This is a genomic window from Alkalicoccus luteus, from assembly GCF_052061695.1.
Classification (GTDB): domain Bacteria; phylum Bacillota; class Bacilli; order Bacillales; family Salisediminibacteriaceae; genus Alkalicoccus; species Alkalicoccus luteus.
The window spans coordinates 45,068-61,064 of record NZ_JBPZEY010000003.1 but is presented as its reverse complement, the minus strand read 5'-3'; the positions used below and the strand labels follow the sequence as shown (position 1 = coordinate 61,064).

Sequence of the window (15,997 nt, the reverse complement as noted above, 5' to 3'; positions counted from 1 at the left end):
CAGCTGCCTGCATCGAAGGAGCTCGACTCCGGGAGGATCAGAACGAGGCGAAGATCCAGCGCTTCCGATGGAAGAAGGGAAAGCCGAGCCCGTTCCCTCCGGAAAGCGAGTGTCCGCAGATACAGGCAGGTGTAAGGATATTTACTATAAAATACTTTATCAACACTCTGGACGACCCGCTCTGTTTAACTGGAGCGGGTCTTTGTTTACCGGTGCAGGTAACGAGCAGTGGTGAGAAAAAGATAGTCAGACGATTTTGAGGCGATTCATCAGGTTGACACGCCGGCTGATTAGTGGTTAAATAGAACGTGCGTTCCCGTTTTGCTGGTGTTTAAGGTCTGCCAATTCGGGTAAAGAACTTCACTTTTCTTTCTTCATTTTTGTCCGTATATCACTGCGCGGCTCCCAGCATGAAAACTGATAGGACGGTTTTGTTACATATCCAAGGCGTACACACGTGTACGTCATCCCGTCTGCTGTTTTCGCTGCAGAAAAATGCTGGCACGTAGCGCAGCAATGATAGCGTGACGTCATAATGAAGGACCTCCTCAATCAAGCATGATGCTTTTTATTGTAGCAGAGGAGAACCGTCCGTGAAAGGTATTCATTTTTATAAGGAGGCGTTATGCAATGATTCCATTTGTCAGTGTTACCAGTGGTGAGTCAGGATCAGGTGCAACGACGACTGCGGTTAACCTCGCTGTATCGCTCGCATTAAGCGGCAGGCGCGTACTGTTAATTGACTGTTCGGAAAAGGCTGATTGCCTGATTGGTGCGGCAGGCACTGCAGATGGAAGCGTTCCGTATACTCCGCTGCTGAAAATCATGCAGGCCCGCTCAGAAGAGCTGCCGAGGCTGAAGGATGAAGCGGAAAATGGAACGTTCGAATGGATCATTGCAGATGTCCCGCACGCGGCTTATGAGATCTGGGGAAATCTTAGCTCTCAAACGGTTCTGGTGACTACGATGGAGGAAAGCTCCATCCCTTGTGCAGACGGTGTTGTAGGAAAGCTGGAGTCCATCGGTGTTTCGCCCGCTGTCATGCTGAATCGGTACGACCCTGAGAAAGACAGAACGATGGCAGCCTGCCTGTCCTATACATTAACGGATAATGTGATCGGCTGGATTACAAATATGGATTCCTCTGCCTCACGATTTCCTGTTGCGCTTTACCCGGACCAAGATACGGCTCAGCGCTTCCGGCACGCAGCCCGTAATCTAAAAGATGGCACAAACCGGCCATACCGAACGCTTCGTCCCCTGTCCCCTTACGGACGCGGATGGGAAAAACTGACTTCGTTCCTGCAGCTGGATGCAGGAGATCGTCGTATTAAATAAGGAGTCTGCTATGTGGATGTTGATTTTACTGGCAGCTGCGGCTGCAGCTGCCGCCATCGGCGGATGGATATCCTTTGAACGCCGTCGTCGCCGCGTTAAAGCGAAATTGTATGACCGGGCTTATTATACGGTAGCCAGGTTTTCAAACCGGACCCGTAAACCTGGAGCCTGAGCATCATCGATACGAAAAAACGCTTCCGCAAAGCCAGCAGGCTTCGGAAGCGTTTTTTTAATACGTTGATTTTCAGCTGGAGTCGCTCGCGAGTCCGGCAACGTGCAGCCGATCTTCAGGAAGAACCGCATGCACGCCTTTTACACCATTAACGACCTGGGTGATGCGGAGATCTACGACAGCGCCGGCAAGTGCGGCGGCCTGCTCTTCTGTGATTTGAAATGCAGCAGCCATCCGCCGGTTCATGTCCCGCAGCGCATTGGCGCATGCAATGTTCAGATCCGTATCAAAACCAAAGGTAACGAGTCCGGCAGGAGTTTTTGCGTAGGGCTGGGTGAGCGTCATGTCCGGATGCAGGATGATTTGAATGCTTGCTTTATCCATCGGACACTCGATTGCTGTACCGCTTACTTCTCCATCACCCTGGGCTGCATGGCCGTCGCCAGCGTATAGCATTGCTCCCTCCGTTTCTACGGGGAGAAAAAGGCTGCTGCCTGCTGTCAGCTCCCGGCAGTCAATGTTTCCGCCGGTATAGTAAGGAGGAGGGGTCGGATAGACGTCTCTTCCTCGCGGCTGCAGGGCAATCAATCCAAGAAAAGGCTGCATCGGAACCGTGTAGGAGACGTCTCCTATGTCAGCAGTAGCCGTTGAGGTCTCTCGGTCAAGACGCCAGTCGATCGCCGTCCGATCACCCGTCAGCTGCATGGCCTCGCTCTGCCAAGTGCCGGCTCCGCCACCCCAGCTCCGTCCATACCAGCCGGTTTCAAGCTTTTGGATACGTACTTCGACCGTCATGCCGGGGGATGCTCCTTGAATCTCGATCGGACCGATAACCGGATGCTTTGGATCGGCTTCTTCTGCAGCCGGTCGAAGCGTTCGTACTGCTTTTCCCGGTTCAGGGCTGTATCCCCATTCGATATCTGGTGTTTGAAATGTAATGATGTCCTCTGAGGCAGCTGTCAGAACAGGATCGTAGTCCCGGCTGAACGAGCCGCGCAGCACACTTTGACTCAAAGGAATCGTATGATGCATCATGCAGGTCAACTCCTTTTGTGAAATGTTCTCTGTGAGCATGACACAGCCGTTCGCATTTGCAAAGTATTATGCATACGTTACCCGAATCAGTTGTTCCGGCTTTAACTCGGTTCCTTCTATATAAATACGTTTTTCGCTAAGGACGGGAACACCGACTGCACTGTAGACGGCGCCATCTTCCCAAAAAAGAAGCTCGACTTCGAACCCTTGAAAAGAAGCGGTATGAAGCCGTTCTCCGAAAAGGGCCCAGTCTTCAGAGGTGAGGGAGGGCGGCGGTGTGCGTTTCTGCAGTTCCGCCCGCTTTTTCAAGGCAGCCGTATGCTCGTGCAGCATCATACGGCTGCCTTCCCACATTAAATTTCCTCGCTTTAAATAACGATCTTTCATTTAAAGTGACCTCCAATTCGCTGCGCTCTCTCTTGAAACTGGGAAGCAGGCAGCTTGGAGGAAGCCCGCCTGACGGCATGTTTGCCGAACCGGTCGTGGAGCCGGTCAGTCATGTAGCCGAGCTCCCGGGAAGCAAGCTGTTTGCCGGGATCCCGAAATAGATTCAGCTGGATACAGCCATCGGGCGAAAGTCCGGAAAGAGACACATGAATCCGGCGGACGGGAAAGCCGGACCAGAAGCGGCGGAGCAGGGAAGCGGCAGCTGCGAAGACGGCCGAAGCGGCGCTGGAAGGTTCCTGCATGGAGATGCTGCGGTGAAAGCCGCCGGCTGGACCGGAAGCCCCGCAGGAAACAGTTATTCCTGCTTTCAACTCCCGACGGGCCCTGCTGCAGACTTCATCGCACAGCTCGAGCAGCACGAGTTCAATGTCTTCCAGACGAACGTACTCAGCCGGCAGTGTCATGCCGTTGCCGATCGCTTTCTGACCGGAAAAGGTCTCGGTGGTAACCGGAGAATGATCAACGCCCTGTGCATTCATCCACAGCACCTGACCGTGAATGCCCCATCTTGAGCGGACTTCTTCAGGTTTCAGTGCGGCAAAGTCGCCAATGGTCTGAAGACCGCGCATTCGGAGGTGGCGGCTCATTTTCGCGCCGGCCCGGAACAGCTTTTCGACCGGAAGAGGCCAGAGCCTGGATTCTACATCGTCTGACGTGAGCCGGGCCTGGCCGCTGCTGCTCTTCTTTGCAAACAAATCACACGCCATCTTAGCAAGCACTTTATTGTCGCCGATCCCGACACGTGCATAGACTCCCGTTTCCTGATAAACAGCTTCCTGAACGGCAGCAGCCGTCTTCTCCGGCGAACCGAAGAGGCGAATGGATCCGGATACATCCATAAACTGCTCGTCAATACTGTAAGGTTCCACTTGATCAGTAAACGTTTCAAAAATATCGGTGATTCGCAGGGACCAGTCGAGATAGTCCTGCATATGTGGGGGGACAATGCGCACGTTCGGGCACTTCAGCCGTGCGTCACGGAGGCGCTCTCCATTTGTAATACCAGCCTGCTTGGCTTCCGGACTTGCAGCAAGAATAACGCCGGATGGGCGCGAAGGAGCACCTGACACGACAAGCGGCGTTCCGGGGGCAAGTCCATACTTCTGCTGTTCCACTGAGGCGAAAAACGATTGCATATCGATAAGAAAAATAGTCTGGTTCATGTGGCACTCCTCCTGATGGAATCACTATGTTTATCTTACTCTGAACGAAAAAGCAGGTCAAGAACACATGTTCGCTTATTTATTTCCGCTTTTCGGTGATCATCAAACCTGATTTGATTCAAAAAAAACAGATTTGGGAGCAAATAACAGATGTAATCGATTTCATGATCTGATTGATGTGCATATGCGATAATACTCTTTAAAATAGGAGGAGCAGAAAGCTCAGAGCGTATTGAGAAAGCAGAGTCGGCAAAAATGCAAAGAAGCCGGCTACAGCTGACTCGTCTTCTCTGCAGTGTACTGCTATGATAAAGAGCGTTAAACAGACTGGACGTCTGCATAAATGAATCAGGAGGAACAGAACTATGTTTTGGATTCAGTTCGCGGTCGTTCTGGCCGCTATCGTAATAGGAGCACGAATCGGGGGTATCGGCCTCGGCGTCATGGGCGGGGTCGGCCTTGCCATTTTGACGTTTGGTTTCGGTCTGGAGCCGACGTCGCCGCCGATTGATGTCATGCTGATGATTGTGGCGGTTATCACAGCGGCCGGTGCCCTGCAGGCCTCTGGCGGTATGGATTATCTGATCGGGCTTGCGGAGAAAATCCTGCGCAAAAACCCGCAGCGCATCACATTTATGGCTCCGGTAGTCACCTATTTCTTCACTTTTTTTGCTGGAACCGGGCACGTCGCCTACACGCTGCTTCCTGTTATTTCTGAAGTTGCACAGGAATCGAAAGTACGGCCGGAGCGACCGATGTCCATCGCTGTCATTGCTTCGCAGCAGGCGATCACAGCCAGCCCGATTTCAGCTGCAACCGTTGCCTTAGTAGCTCTGCTGGCGCCGTTCGACATTACGCTCTTTCAAATTCTTGCCGTAACCATTCCGGCAACCTTTACAGCGATTATGATTTCTGCTTTCGTGATTCGGAAGCGGGGAGCTGAGCTGGAGGACGACCCGGAATATCAAAAGCGCGTGAAAGAAGGGTTGCGTCCTGCCGCAGTGAGAGAAAATACCGCAGAGGTAACAACCGTATCAAAGCTTTCGGTCTGGCTGTTTCTGGCTGCTGCGATGCTGATCGTTCTGCTTGGAAGTATTCCGGAGCTTAGACCTTCCTTTGCGGTAGACGGCGAAATGGAGCCGCTGTCGATGCCGTATACGATTCAGATCATTATGCTGACAGTTGCTGCAATCATCATTCTGGCAGGGAAAGTTAATGTGAATAAACTGGCAGAGGGAAGCGTATTTCGTGCAGGAGTTGTAGCTGTCGTTGCGATATTCGGGATTGCCTGGATGGGGGATACGTTCTTCCAGGCGAATATGGATCAAATTGAACCAGCGGTGCAGGGAATGGTGGAAACGGCCCCGTGGATCTTTGCATTTGCTCTGTTCTTCATGTCGATATTCCTGAACAGCCAGGCGGCTACAGTCAGCGCGCTGATGCCGCTTGCAGTAGGATTAGGCATCAACCCGCTGTTTCTGATTGCCATGTTCCCGGCAGTAAATGGCTATTTCTTTATTCCGAACTACGGTCCGCTTATTGCCGCAATCAACTTTGACCGCACCGGAACAACCAAAATCGGAAATTATGTATTTAACCACAGCTTTATGATTCCGGGACTGGTTGCGATTATTAGTGCCGTTGCATTAGGGTTTGCCTTTACGGCATTGTTCTAAAGCAAGTAAAACAAAAGAAGCCGTCCAGGCCGAGAGGCTGGGCGGCTTCTGTTTTAGCGGTAGAAAAGGTCTACCACGTATTTTCAGTAAAAAGACGGCGTACGCCGCTCACCTGCATCTGCTCAAACGGTGCACGTCCTCCGACAGAAAAGGTGACAGCGTGCTTCATCGTAAGGCTGCGGTGGAGATAAACCGTAATTCCATCGACATCAAACTGGTGATAAGCTTCTTTGTTCTCCGGCTCCGCGTGGGAAATATCATGATCAATCAGAATCCGTTTGTTTTTAATCAATCCCGGAAATACAAACGGATCAACCGTTACGACACCGCCCTGTTTCAGCAGCCATTGACGCGTACGCGTATTCATACGAACATCCATACAGTACAACCCTCCATAAACAAATATTTCTGGCGGCGGGAACCGGAGAACCCGCCTGATGCCAACAGAAAATCATGACGCATCACGTTTTTCCTGACCCAAATATAAACCGTATAAAGAGGGTAGGTAAATAAACCTGAATACTCAGATTTAAAAATAGTCAATCGTTTATTTACTCTTTTTAATCCCTTTTTATGTAAAAACAAAGTAAGCGGTTTCTGTACTGTCAGAAACGGCCTTATGCTACAATAAAACAGGTCTCAGATAAGAAGAAATCAAGGAGTGGTAGGATGAAAGTCATAAATATCGGAAACAGTCCTTTGCAGGCAGGGGAAGTAGCCCTGGGGTGCATGCGGATGGCAGACATGAGCCCGAAGGATGCAGAGAATGTAATCCGTACAAGCCTGGAAGAAGGGGTCACGCTTTTCGATCATGCAGATATTTACGGAAAGGGAGCTTCAGAGGAAGTGTTTGGAAAAGCCATTGACTTAAAAGGTGCCGATCGTGACAAGATGATTCTTCAGTCAAAATGCGGGATCCGCAGCGGGTTTTACGATTTTTCCAAGGAACATATCGTGACTTCCGTTGACAGTATTCTGAAGCGGCTCGGAGCAGATCATCTGGACATTCTTGTCCTCCACAGGCCTGATGCACTGATGGAGCCGGAAGAGGTGGCATCGGCATTTTCGGAGTTGAAAAAAAGCGGGAAAGTTAATTATTTCGGGGTGAGCAACCATCATCCCGGACAAATGGAGCTGCTAAAACAGTACGTAGACGTGCCGCTGATCGTTAATCAGGTTCAGCTTAGCCTGATGCATACACCAATTATCGATGCCGGGCTGCAGGTTAACATGCACCGGGATGGCGCGATTCACCGGGATGGGATGCTGCTGGAATACTGCAGAAAAGAAAACATCACCATTCAGGCCTGGTCACCGTTTCAGCACGGCATGATCGAAGGACCGTTTATTGACAATGATGACTTTCCGGAACTAAATAAAAAGCTGAGAGAGCTTGCTGAAGAAAAGGGGATATCGAAAACAACTGCAGCAGCAGCCTGGCTTCTGCGTATACCAGCTTCCATTCAGCCGGTAGTTGGATCGATGACTCCGGAACGGATCCGTCAGGCCGCCGCTGCTTCAAAGGTCGATCTGACCCGCGAAGAATGGTATGGACTTTATACAGCTGCAGGCAACGACCTGCCGTAAAGGAGGCAGCCCGTTATTTTACGTGGATCACTGCTCATGATGCTTGTTGTGCTGATATATTCAGGCAACATACTCACCGGCAAGGCAATTAACGATCTGCCGCCATTTACAATCGCCTTTCTGCGCCTCCTGTTTGCCTTTATCCTGCTGGCGCCGTTCGCCTGGCGCACCGCTTGGAAGCATCGGGATCTATTTCTGGAAAAGCGACGGCCTTTTATCTGGATGACGATAACAGGCGTGACGTTCTTTAATACATTCATATATGCTTCACTGCAATTTACAACTGCCTCTAATGTAGCTGTGCTGGAAACAGCTATACCTGCAGTTACCATTCTACTCGCTGCGATGCTTTTAAGTGAGAAGCTCGGCTGGCGTCAGTGGACCGGAGCAGCTGTATCCGGGGCCGGTGCACTGTTTGTCGTCACCGAGGGAGCGCTGTTTACGGGGAGAGGCATTGAATGGAATCCGGGAGATGTACTGATGATAGGAGCTGTGCTTTGCTGGTCTGCCTATTCTCTGCTTGTCAAAACCTATATGGGATTTTTTCCGGCATTTGCGGCGGTTTTTGTCATGAACGGTCTTTCTGTCGTCATTCTACTTCCATTCACAGCTGCAGAATGGTTTCTGCTGGGCCTGCCGCAGCCTGGATTGCCCGAAACAGCCGGAATTGTATATCTCGGCATCTTCCCGTCCATCGTTGCGCTGATCCTGTTTAACAAAGCCGTCGGTGAAATGGGAGCAGCAAAAGCGTCTGTTTTTCTTAATTTGCTTCCCGTCTTTACGATGGCGGGAGCCGCAGCCTGGCTTGATGAAAGTGTCAGGCTTCCGCATATTGGAGGAGCACTCATTGTGATGATGGGGGTATGGATGACGGCTTCCAGCAGAGGGAAAGAAAAGAAATAATAAAAAAGGGGTTTCCTTTTTAGGTTTCATGTACTATACTAGGAAATAGCTTATTGAGGTTCGGCTATGAAAGTAAGTGAAGAACTGGAAAGTTCCTCTTGCACGAATAAAAGAACTGCTCAATCAAGTAATATTATGCGGTTAAAATAACCGCGCAGGAGGATTATGCATGACTCAAGGTACAGTAAAATGGTTTAACGCAGAAAAAGGTTTCGGTTTCATCGAGGTAGAAGGACAGGACGACGTATTCGTACACTTCTCCGCGATTCAGGAAGAAGGATTCAAGTCTCTGGAAGAAGGTCAGACTGTTTCTTTCGAAATCGAGCAAGGACAGCGTGGACCACAGGCTGCTAACGTAACAAAGGGCTAATAACCAGCAGCATCTACTGTTCAAAGCAACACCAATTCACATTTTTGATCGCTTATTGAGATTTCAATCGTCACGTAAGATGAAGAACTAGTCAGTTCCTCTTGCACGATAATACGAGAGCTCAATTAAGTAATAAATATGCGGCACAGACCGCGCAGGAGGATTATCCATGACTACAGGTACAGTAAAATGGTTTAACGCAGAAAAAGGTTTCGGTTTCATCGAGGTAGAAGGACAGGACGACGTATTCGTACACTTCTCCGCTATTCAGGAAGAAGGCTTCAAGACTCTTGAAGAAGGTCAAACTGTTTCTTTCGAAATCGAGCAGGGTCAGCGTGGACCACAAGCTGCTAACGTAACAAAAGCATAATATCCTTTTTTAAGGATACAGAACTTCCGGGGGTTCTCCGGGAGTTTTTTTTGGGTTCTATAATATTTGTTGGGGTTTTAACACAATGGTGGCATAAAAAAACACGCAGGCTCCAATTCCTTTATACTTGAATTGCTGAGAAACAAGACAAAGGAGTGGAGCTGCGTGCACCTGCATGTTATCACAAAATCCATTGGATTAGAAGGCGTCATCGTGACCAACTGGACTTATCACAATCGAACCATTCAGATTCATGTCGAACTGCCTAAACGCCGACATACCTGTCCGGCCTGTCAGCGAAAGACTAGACGGATGCCCGATTACCGGATCCAAAAGCTGGATCATCTGAAACAGGCGGAGCGCTGGACGGTCGTGTTTTACCGAAAGCGCCGCTATGTCTGTTCCTGCGGAAAACGGTTCGCAGAAAGCGCCCCTTTCGTGGCACGGTATCAGCGTCAGACCATCGAGTGGAATCAAATGCTTACGCTAAAAGTCGTGAAAGCCAAAACGTTTACCGATACCGCAGAAAGTGCCGGTACCTCTCCCACGACCGTGATGCGCCGGTTTGACACCCTGGCCGCCCCGCAATGGAAGGCGGTAACCGAACTGCCTCCGGTGATTGCGATTGATGAGTACAAAGGGGATACACGGGCCGGCAAGTTTCAATTGATTATCGCGGATCCAGTCACCCGGCAGCCGCTGGACATTCTCCCGGATCGCCGGGCGGATACCCTCAAAGCGTATTTGCGGGAAAAGGGTCAGCGGGTCACCACGGTGGTGATGGACATGAGCCACAGCTTTAAGCATGCCGTGAACCAGGCACTCGGCCGACCGGTGATTATCGCCGACCGCTTTCACTATTGCCGGTATGTTTATTGGGCTTTGGAACGAGTCCGGCGCCAGGTCCAACAGTCATTTGATGACTACGACCGCAAAACCTGTAAACGGATGCGTCACGTGTTTTACAAGCGGGAAGCGAAGCTGACGGCGAAGCAGCGCTGGCACCTGGAACGCTTTCTGGCGAAGTCAGACGATCTGCGACAAGCACATGCGTTAAAGGAATCGTTCTGTGTTTGGCTGGATCAGGCAAAGGAACGAGGCGACCAGGATCTGGCGACGACCAAAACCTCCCTGCATGCGTTTTACCGCAAGGTAAAGAAATCCGGATTAGATGCCTTTCTTTCCGCCATCCAGACCCTCCAGAACTGGCAGCCGGAGATCATGAACAGCTTTGCCTATGGATATACGAACAGCTTTGTGGAGGGATTGAACAACCAGACGAAAGTGCTCAAGCGGAATGCCTTCGGCTTTCAGCGCTTTGATCGCTTTCGCATGCGCATCTTATTGCATCATCAGTACAAGGATATCAAGACTGGAATTGGATAAGGGGCAGGCGGAAGAACCACCTACCCCAACAATTGACTTAGAACCTTTTAATTTAACAGAAAGCGGTATGAAAAAACTATGTACATATATACTTAAAGAGAAGAGATGTAAACATGATCAGCGACTGCTGAAAAAATCTAATAAAGAAAAAACTCGAATAATTCAATAGTTGAAAAATAGCCAGATGTAAATAACAAACAATCTGTACTGCCGCAAAAATCCATCTAACAGCAGGAAAAATGTGCTTAATAGCGAACACTACAAAAGAGAACTAATTTGCACGGGGGGATGAAACTATGCACGTTTTATATCAGGAGATTGGAAAACGATGGGCTGTCATGAAGTCAAACGCGAAACAAATGGCGTTACATTTACAGGCTAACAGTCAATTCATGCAACAAGGTAAGTATATTGTGTTCGCTAACTATGCATTTAATAAAAATAACAGGCGGTTGTTTTACAATACATTTAATATAGTCAGAGAAAGCTCGGTTATAAAACATTTTCTAAAACAGTCAGGAAGTCGGCTGTTTACAGTGAGTGTAACAAGCGCTGAGAAGGATGATTTTCAAGCTGGAATCATGATCGTCACACGAGGCGGCGAATTAAAGCTATTTGATTTTTCCAAAGAAGAAGTAATGACAATTTATAAAGACAAAAAACAAATGATGCATGAAGCTGAAGCTTGGTCTGTCTTCAGTCCGTATTATCCGATGCCGGAGCTTATTGAGACTAATCAAGACACAATGACAATAAGAGAATCATTTGTATGGAACAGACCAAACAATATATGGAGTATTCAAGAAAAAGAAGAAGTGATGAATTCTGTACTGAAGCATACCGGATCGATGATTCGAAGTCGCATTCACTTATCATCAACAACTTCAGGAACAGAACTTGCAGCAGATATGGGAAATGGACCACTAAATCAACTATGGCCTGAATTAGTTCGTACAGCAGAGCCGCTGATGGCCGTTCGACTGCCGATTATAGAAACACATGGTGACTTGTATTTCCACAACATATTAAAACGGAATGATGGAACGATTTGTATCATAGATTGGGAAGGGTGGAAAAAAGCAACAGTGTTATATGATTTATTCAATTGGATATTTGAAGAAGCAAGACGATTTCGCGATGGTACTCTTTGTATACGCTATAGAAAAGGCTATTACGATGAAGTACTAGTAAGTGTATTAAGCGGTGCAGGACTTGATTTTAGAAGTGCTCCGAGAGAAAGCTGGATTAGTTTATTTTTATTGGAAAGGATGCACTTACATCTGGAATCAGGAGAACATTTTCAACGTGAATATGCACAAATTTATCAGCAGTTTTACGAGGACTGGGTAGTAAGACCACTCAACGAAGTAAAGCAGAAGAAATTCTAGTGAAACTAAAATGTATTCATTTAGTTAGTTTAGGAAGTGGTTTCCTTAACAAGAAAGTAAACTCAATAGCAGCAATTTACCCGGTAAAATCTCAGCAATACAAACATTAATGTTTTACTATGTAATGCACTCCAGGTAAATGCATAAAACAAAAAACAACACTAACTATAAAATTTTGACGGGAATGCGCGATAAAAGGTTACTTCTATTGTTAAACATGCATAAATTCAAGTATTTAAGGGACGGCTCTTTATTGAAAAGGGAAGTGTTTCTACTCGTACGTTAATATTGTATTGAATTTTGAAGAGAAGCGAATTCTCAAACGGAGCTGTCATTCCGAAAACTACTTTCCAGAAAGTGTTCACTCTCAAGCGAAAAGATTCCTGACTTTCTTGACCCCGCTGATGTTTACGTTTACCTGCAATTTAAATCAGGTATAGGCGATTTAATACTGTCAAAAAATGTCGCCACGTTAAATTGAATGGGGGTAGCATCAATTAGATACAGCGATTTAGCTAAACGAGCGTTATGAGAAAGTATTCTTCATGAGAGACGTAAGAAAAAAAGATCTCTCTTGAATAAATAGATCCAATCGTTCTTAAAAACGAATATTCACATAAAAAAAGAGAAAATAATCTAAAAAATCGGTTGACTTGTTCGTTATTACGAATTAAGCTTGTATAAAGAATTCAATAAAGAACAAAAACATTAATCTGTTCGTTATTAAGAATAGGTAGACAGGAGGCTTCAAATGAATGACAACGGTCAGGAAATCCAGCTTCGAAAAATCTTTCAATCGCTATTCCGAAAATGGTGGATTATTGTATTGCTGACAGTTTTAATCGGAGGAGGCGGCGCCTATGTATTTAAAGCAGAAACAGGCGAGCCGATGGCATCTGCTACAGCATCCGTTCTTGTCAATGACGGAGAGGGTGTTAAAGTGAACATGAAAACGCTCACGGCTATGATGAATGAACCAGCCGTACTGGAGCAGGTTGCATCGAAGCTGCCGTGGGAAACGAGCGTTGCAGCTTTAAATGGAAGTATATCTGCTGAAGAAGTGGAAGGATCACAAATCATCCGTGTGACAGCGGTAGGAGTGAATCCGGACCAAGCAGCAGAAACAGTGAATACTCTTGTAGAAACGTTCCCGGACATTGCCGGAGAAAAGGCAAATACACCGACGGCGATTGTGCTTTCAGAAGCTGATCCTGCAGAAGCAGGGTTCATAGCCGCTGAAGGAGCCGGAAGAATGATGCTGATTATGGTGGCGATAGGACTTGCAGCGGGAATTGGCAGTGCACTGCTGGTCGATGGCATGGATAGACGAATTCGCACAGAGAGAGAGGTGGAGCTGCTTCTGGAAGCTCCCGTGCTCGGTGCCACTTCAAAAATAAACAGGCTGGCCATGCGCCCTAAGAAAGTCAGAAAAAAATCCGTCGTCGTAAAAGAGGGTGAAAATGTTGTTTAAAACAAGGAAAGATATGCAGATTTTTTATACGGCAGCGGGAACAAAACTTGATCAGGAATATGGAAGAATTAAAGCAAACATCGTCTTTGGAGCTAAAAAGCGAAACACTCGAATCTTTAGCGTTTTATCTCAAAATCGTCAGGAAGGGAAGTCGACCCTGATTTCCTATTTAGGAATAGCCTTCAGTAAGGAAGAAAAAAGGGTGCTGCTCATCGATGGAAATTTTGAAAATCCAAAGCTTCATAAAATTTTCGGCATTGAAAATGATCAAGGCTTCAGCAATTTATTAGCAGACGGCGGGGGGATTCAGGAAACCGTACTTAAAACAGAATTTCCAGGCTTAAGCATTCTTCCTGCCGGAACGATCTCAAAGCAGCTGGAAACATCGATTCAGAGCAGCAGTATGGATGTGTTTCTGGAAAGTGCGAAAAGGAAATATGATTTTATCTTTATTGATACAGGTGCGCTTCAATCAACGATTACATCAAAATTACTTGCAGCTAAGAGTGACAGCAGCATCATCGTCGTCAGACGAATGAGAACGAACTCTCATGATCTTCAGGAGCTGAAAACGTCTTTAGAGAGTTACGATATTCATGTAACAGGCGCATTGTTTAACACAAGAAAGCTCGCATGGCTGAAGCGCTAATTTTTTTATAAAATTGTTCGTTATTAAGCACGTTAGTTCTTTTTAAAGTCAGGAGCCGCTGCTGTCTCCTTTATCAACGGCAGCACTCGTTTACGCTGTGGGTAGGAACCTTAGACGCAAGTCGTCGGTGGTGTGAAGTGAGGGTGGGTTAAAGGCCCGTTTTTTTCTGGTGAAGTGTCCGGACATGCCGGATAGTTCAGCAGAAAAAAAGAAAGGAGGAATAAAATGAAAAAGCGGGCATTTACCATATTGGATGCGTTGATCATAGCTGCGGCATTTACATCAAGCTTTATTATCGTGGATGTTGCAACTGTTGCATTTGATCAAATTTACTGGATCTCAATTGCCATTATTTTGATCAGCTACTTTATCAGTTCCGGCTATTTCCGTATGAACAGGCGTGTCTGGCAGTATGCGAGCATTGGAGAAATGAAGCTAATTATCAAAACGTTAACCGCGGCTGTATTCCTGAACGCGGTTATTCAGCTTGCAGTATTTAATTACATTCAATACCGGGTGCTGTTTGTTACCTGGGCGCTGATGCTGCTTGGTATTGGCGGACTGCGATTCATGCTGAGATTAAGGCAGGACAAATGGAAGCATGCCTCCGTTAAACGCAGAAGAACGATGATCATCGGAGCCGGCTCAGCAGGAACCATGCTCGCACGGCAGCTGATGCAAAATCCGGATTGTGACCTGCAGCCCGTAGTTTTTGTAGATGACGATAAGAGCAAGCGCGATCTGGATATATTATCACTTCCGGTTCATGGACCTGCCGAGCGAATTCCGGAAATAGCTGCACAATTTGAAGTTGAACGAATCATCATTGCGATTCCTTCCTTAAAAAAACGAGAGCTTTCAGACATTTACGAAGCTTGTTTAAAGACAGCTGTAAAAACGCAGGTGCTCCCGATGATCGAGGACCTGGTCACCGGAAAACTTTCTGTTAAAGAACTGCGCGATGTATCTCCGGAGGATTTGTTAGGAAGGGAAGAAGTGGAGCTGCATAAAGAGGTAATCTCAACAGGAATCGCACATAAAACGATTTTGATAACCGGAGCCGGAGGATCGATTGGTTCAGAATTGTGTCGTCAGATTGCTGCGTTTAAACCAAGTCGAATGATTCTTGCCGGGCACGGGGAAAACAGTATTTATCACATTTATATGGAGCTGAAACAAATTACTTCAGGAATCGAACTGATTCCGCTAATTGCAGATGTGCAGGATTTCCAGCGTATGCATCAAATCATGATGGAATACAGACCGCACCATGTCTATCATGCTGCTGCACATAAACATGTGCCTTTAATGGAAGTCAGCCCCCATGAGGCTGTGAAAAACAATTCTCTGGGAACCTATCATACTGCTCTGGCTGCATCCGAAGCAGGCGTTGATTCCTTTGTGATGGTGTCAACTGATAAGGCTGTTAATCCGACGAGCGTTATGGGGGCAACGAAGCGGCTGGCAGAGATGCTTATTCATCATTTAAATGAACAGAGTGCAACGGCTTTTAGTGTTGTTCGGTTTGGAAATGTACTTGGAAGCAACGGAAGTGTCATTCCACTTTTTAAAAAGCAGATTGAAGCAGGAGGACCGGTAACCGTCACCCATCCGGAAATGATCCGATACTTTATGACGATTCCGGAAGCATCGAGACTGGTTCTTCAGGCAGGCTCATTTGCAGAAGGAGGGGAGACATTTGTACTGGATATGGGCGAACCGGTAAAAATTAAAGATCTGGCAAAGAACCTGATCGCTCTAAGTGGTTATACAACAGAAGATATTCCTATTATTTATACCGGCATCCGTCCTGGTGAGAAACTTTATGAAGAGCTGTTAAATCCGGAAGAGGTACATGATGAACAAATCTACCCGAAAATTTATCTTGGAAAAGCTACTTCCATTCCGATGAACGAAATTGAACATATTTTAAACTCCTTTCATAAATGGGGTGAAGAAGAGATTAAAGAAGCTCTGCTGCAGGCTGCAAACCGAAAAACTGCTGCTCCAGCAGAAATTCCGACAGGATAAAGGAGGAATAG

Annotated in this window: 16 protein-coding genes; 12 read left to right on the top strand and 4 right to left on the bottom strand. The window is 47.2% G+C overall.

The genetic code is table 11. From position 1 onward, the window contains the following. Window positions 1-630 precede the first annotated feature (630 nt). The gene (locus ACSZLD_RS04395) at window positions 631-1,338 is read left to right on the top strand and encodes a tyrosine-protein kinase family protein (RefSeq protein WP_444684359.1); all 708 of its coding nucleotides are present in this window, start codon (window positions 631-633) and stop codon (window positions 1,336-1,338) included. Between the two features lie 10 nt (window positions 1,339-1,348). After that, the gene (locus ACSZLD_RS04390; protein WP_377908018.1) at window positions 1,349-1,510 is read left to right on the top strand and encodes a hypothetical protein; all 162 of its coding nucleotides are present in this window, start codon (window positions 1,349-1,351) and stop codon (window positions 1,508-1,510) included. A gap of 72 nt (window positions 1,511-1,582) precedes the next feature. Here the strand turns inward: ACSZLD_RS04390 and ACSZLD_RS04385 are convergent, their stop codons facing one another. The 3 genes from ACSZLD_RS04385 to ACSZLD_RS04375 all read right to left on the bottom strand — a co-directional run bounded on the left by ACSZLD_RS04385 (window position 1,583) and on the right by ACSZLD_RS04375 (window position 4,155). Continuing rightward, complete coding sequence (locus tag ACSZLD_RS04385) at window positions 1,583-2,545, bottom strand: acetamidase/formamidase family protein (protein WP_444684358.1); 963 nt, start codon at window positions 2,543-2,545, stop codon at window positions 1,583-1,585. A 66-nt stretch (window positions 2,546-2,611) separates the two neighbouring features. Next, complete coding sequence (locus tag ACSZLD_RS04380; RefSeq protein WP_377908020.1) at window positions 2,612-2,932, bottom strand: YolD-like family protein; 321 nt, start codon at window positions 2,930-2,932, stop codon at window positions 2,612-2,614. Next, window positions 2,929-4,155 (bottom strand): DNA polymerase IV, encoded by a 1,227-nt coding sequence (locus ACSZLD_RS04375; RefSeq protein WP_444684357.1) that lies wholly within the window; start codon window positions 4,153-4,155, stop codon window positions 2,929-2,931. Before ACSZLD_RS04375 ends, ACSZLD_RS04380 begins: the two co-directional genes overlap by 4 nt. A gap of 365 nt (window positions 4,156-4,520) precedes the next feature. Between ACSZLD_RS04375 and ACSZLD_RS04370 the strand changes: the two genes are divergently transcribed. After that, complete coding sequence (locus ACSZLD_RS04370; protein WP_444684356.1) at window positions 4,521-5,831, top strand: anaerobic C4-dicarboxylate transporter family protein; 1,311 nt, start codon at window positions 4,521-4,523, stop codon at window positions 5,829-5,831. Between the two features lie 70 nt (window positions 5,832-5,901). Here the strand turns inward: ACSZLD_RS04370 and ACSZLD_RS04365 are convergent, their stop codons facing one another. Beyond that, a complete protein-coding gene (locus tag ACSZLD_RS04365; protein ID WP_168008866.1) occupies window positions 5,902-6,210 on the bottom strand; it encodes a CC/Se motif containing family in 309 nt (102 codons plus the stop codon). Window positions 6,211-6,500: 290 nt separating this feature from the next. Between ACSZLD_RS04365 and ACSZLD_RS04360 the strand changes: the two genes are divergently transcribed. From ACSZLD_RS04360 to ACSZLD_RS04320, 9 genes are all read left to right on the top strand, one after another. Next, entirely contained in the window at window positions 6,501-7,418 is a 918-nt protein-coding gene (locus ACSZLD_RS04360; protein WP_444684355.1) for an aldo/keto reductase, read from the top strand. Window positions 7,419-7,433: 15 nt separating this feature from the next. Then, window positions 7,434-8,321 carry a DMT family transporter gene (locus ACSZLD_RS04355; protein ID WP_444684637.1) on the top strand — a complete coding sequence of 296 codons (888 nt, stop codon included), beginning with the start codon at window positions 7,434-7,436 and terminating at the stop codon, window positions 8,319-8,321. 169 nt (window positions 8,322-8,490) lie between these two features. Beyond that, complete coding sequence (locus ACSZLD_RS04350) at window positions 8,491-8,691, top strand: cold-shock protein (protein WP_168008860.1); 201 nt, start codon at window positions 8,491-8,493, stop codon at window positions 8,689-8,691. Window positions 8,692-8,860: 169 nt separating this feature from the next. Beyond that, entirely contained in the window at window positions 8,861-9,061 is a 201-nt protein-coding gene (locus tag ACSZLD_RS04345; RefSeq protein WP_168008858.1) for a cold-shock protein, read from the top strand. 171 nt (window positions 9,062-9,232) lie between these two features. Next, window positions 9,233-10,447: an ISL3 family transposase gene (locus ACSZLD_RS04340; RefSeq protein WP_444684636.1), complete on the top strand. Its 1,215-nt coding sequence runs from the start codon at window positions 9,233-9,235 to the stop codon at window positions 10,445-10,447. Between the two features lie 296 nt (window positions 10,448-10,743). Next, a complete protein-coding gene (locus ACSZLD_RS04335; RefSeq protein ID WP_444684354.1) occupies window positions 10,744-11,835 on the top strand; it encodes a phosphotransferase in 1,092 nt (363 codons plus the stop codon). Between the two features lie 751 nt (window positions 11,836-12,586). Then, the gene (locus ACSZLD_RS04330) at window positions 12,587-13,306 is read left to right on the top strand and encodes a YveK family protein (RefSeq protein WP_444684353.1); all 720 of its coding nucleotides are present in this window, start codon (window positions 12,587-12,589) and stop codon (window positions 13,304-13,306) included. Continuing rightward, window positions 13,296-13,955, top strand: coding sequence for a CpsD/CapB family tyrosine-protein kinase (locus ACSZLD_RS04325; RefSeq protein ID WP_444684352.1), 660 nt, complete (start codon window positions 13,296-13,298; stop codon window positions 13,953-13,955). The genes ACSZLD_RS04330 and ACSZLD_RS04325 overlap by 11 nt, the downstream gene beginning before the upstream one ends. 225 nt (window positions 13,956-14,180) lie before the next feature. Further along, a complete protein-coding gene (locus tag ACSZLD_RS04320) occupies window positions 14,181-15,986 on the top strand; it encodes a polysaccharide biosynthesis protein (protein ID WP_444684351.1) in 1,806 nt (601 codons plus the stop codon). Window positions 15,987-15,997: the final 11 nt, after the last annotated feature.

Coding starts and splice junctions, on each gene's coding strand:
- ACSZLD_RS04395 (WP_444684359.1), top strand. CDS start 631: ATGATTCCATTTGTCAGTGTTACCAGTGGTGAGTCAGGATCAGGTGCA.
- ACSZLD_RS04390 (WP_377908018.1), top strand. CDS start 1,349: ATGTGGATGTTGATTTTACTGGCAGCTGCGGCTGCAGCTGCCGCCATC.
- ACSZLD_RS04385 (WP_444684358.1), bottom strand. CDS start 2,545: ATGATGCATCATACGATTCCTTTGAGTCAAAGTGTGCTGCGCGGCTCG.
- ACSZLD_RS04380 (WP_377908020.1), bottom strand. CDS start 2,932: ATGAAAGATCGTTATTTAAAGCGAGGAAATTTAATGTGGGAAGGCAGC.
- ACSZLD_RS04375 (WP_444684357.1), bottom strand. CDS start 4,155: ATGAACCAGACTATTTTTCTTATCGATATGCAATCGTTTTTCGCCTCA.
- ACSZLD_RS04370 (WP_444684356.1), top strand. CDS start 4,521: ATGTTTTGGATTCAGTTCGCGGTCGTTCTGGCCGCTATCGTAATAGGA.
- ACSZLD_RS04365 (WP_168008866.1), bottom strand. CDS start 6,210: ATGGATGTTCGTATGAATACGCGTACGCGTCAATGGCTGCTGAAACAG.
- ACSZLD_RS04360 (WP_444684355.1), top strand. CDS start 6,501: ATGAAAGTCATAAATATCGGAAACAGTCCTTTGCAGGCAGGGGAAGTA.
- ACSZLD_RS04350 (WP_168008860.1), top strand. CDS start 8,491: ATGACTCAAGGTACAGTAAAATGGTTTAACGCAGAAAAAGGTTTCGGT.
- ACSZLD_RS04345 (WP_168008858.1), top strand. CDS start 8,861: ATGACTACAGGTACAGTAAAATGGTTTAACGCAGAAAAAGGTTTCGGT.
- ACSZLD_RS04335 (WP_444684354.1), top strand. CDS start 10,744: ATGCACGTTTTATATCAGGAGATTGGAAAACGATGGGCTGTCATGAAG.
- ACSZLD_RS04330 (WP_444684353.1), top strand. CDS start 12,587: ATGAATGACAACGGTCAGGAAATCCAGCTTCGAAAAATCTTTCAATCG.
- ACSZLD_RS04325 (WP_444684352.1), top strand. CDS start 13,296: ATGTTGTTTAAAACAAGGAAAGATATGCAGATTTTTTATACGGCAGCG.
- ACSZLD_RS04320 (WP_444684351.1), top strand. CDS start 14,181: ATGAAAAAGCGGGCATTTACCATATTGGATGCGTTGATCATAGCTGCG.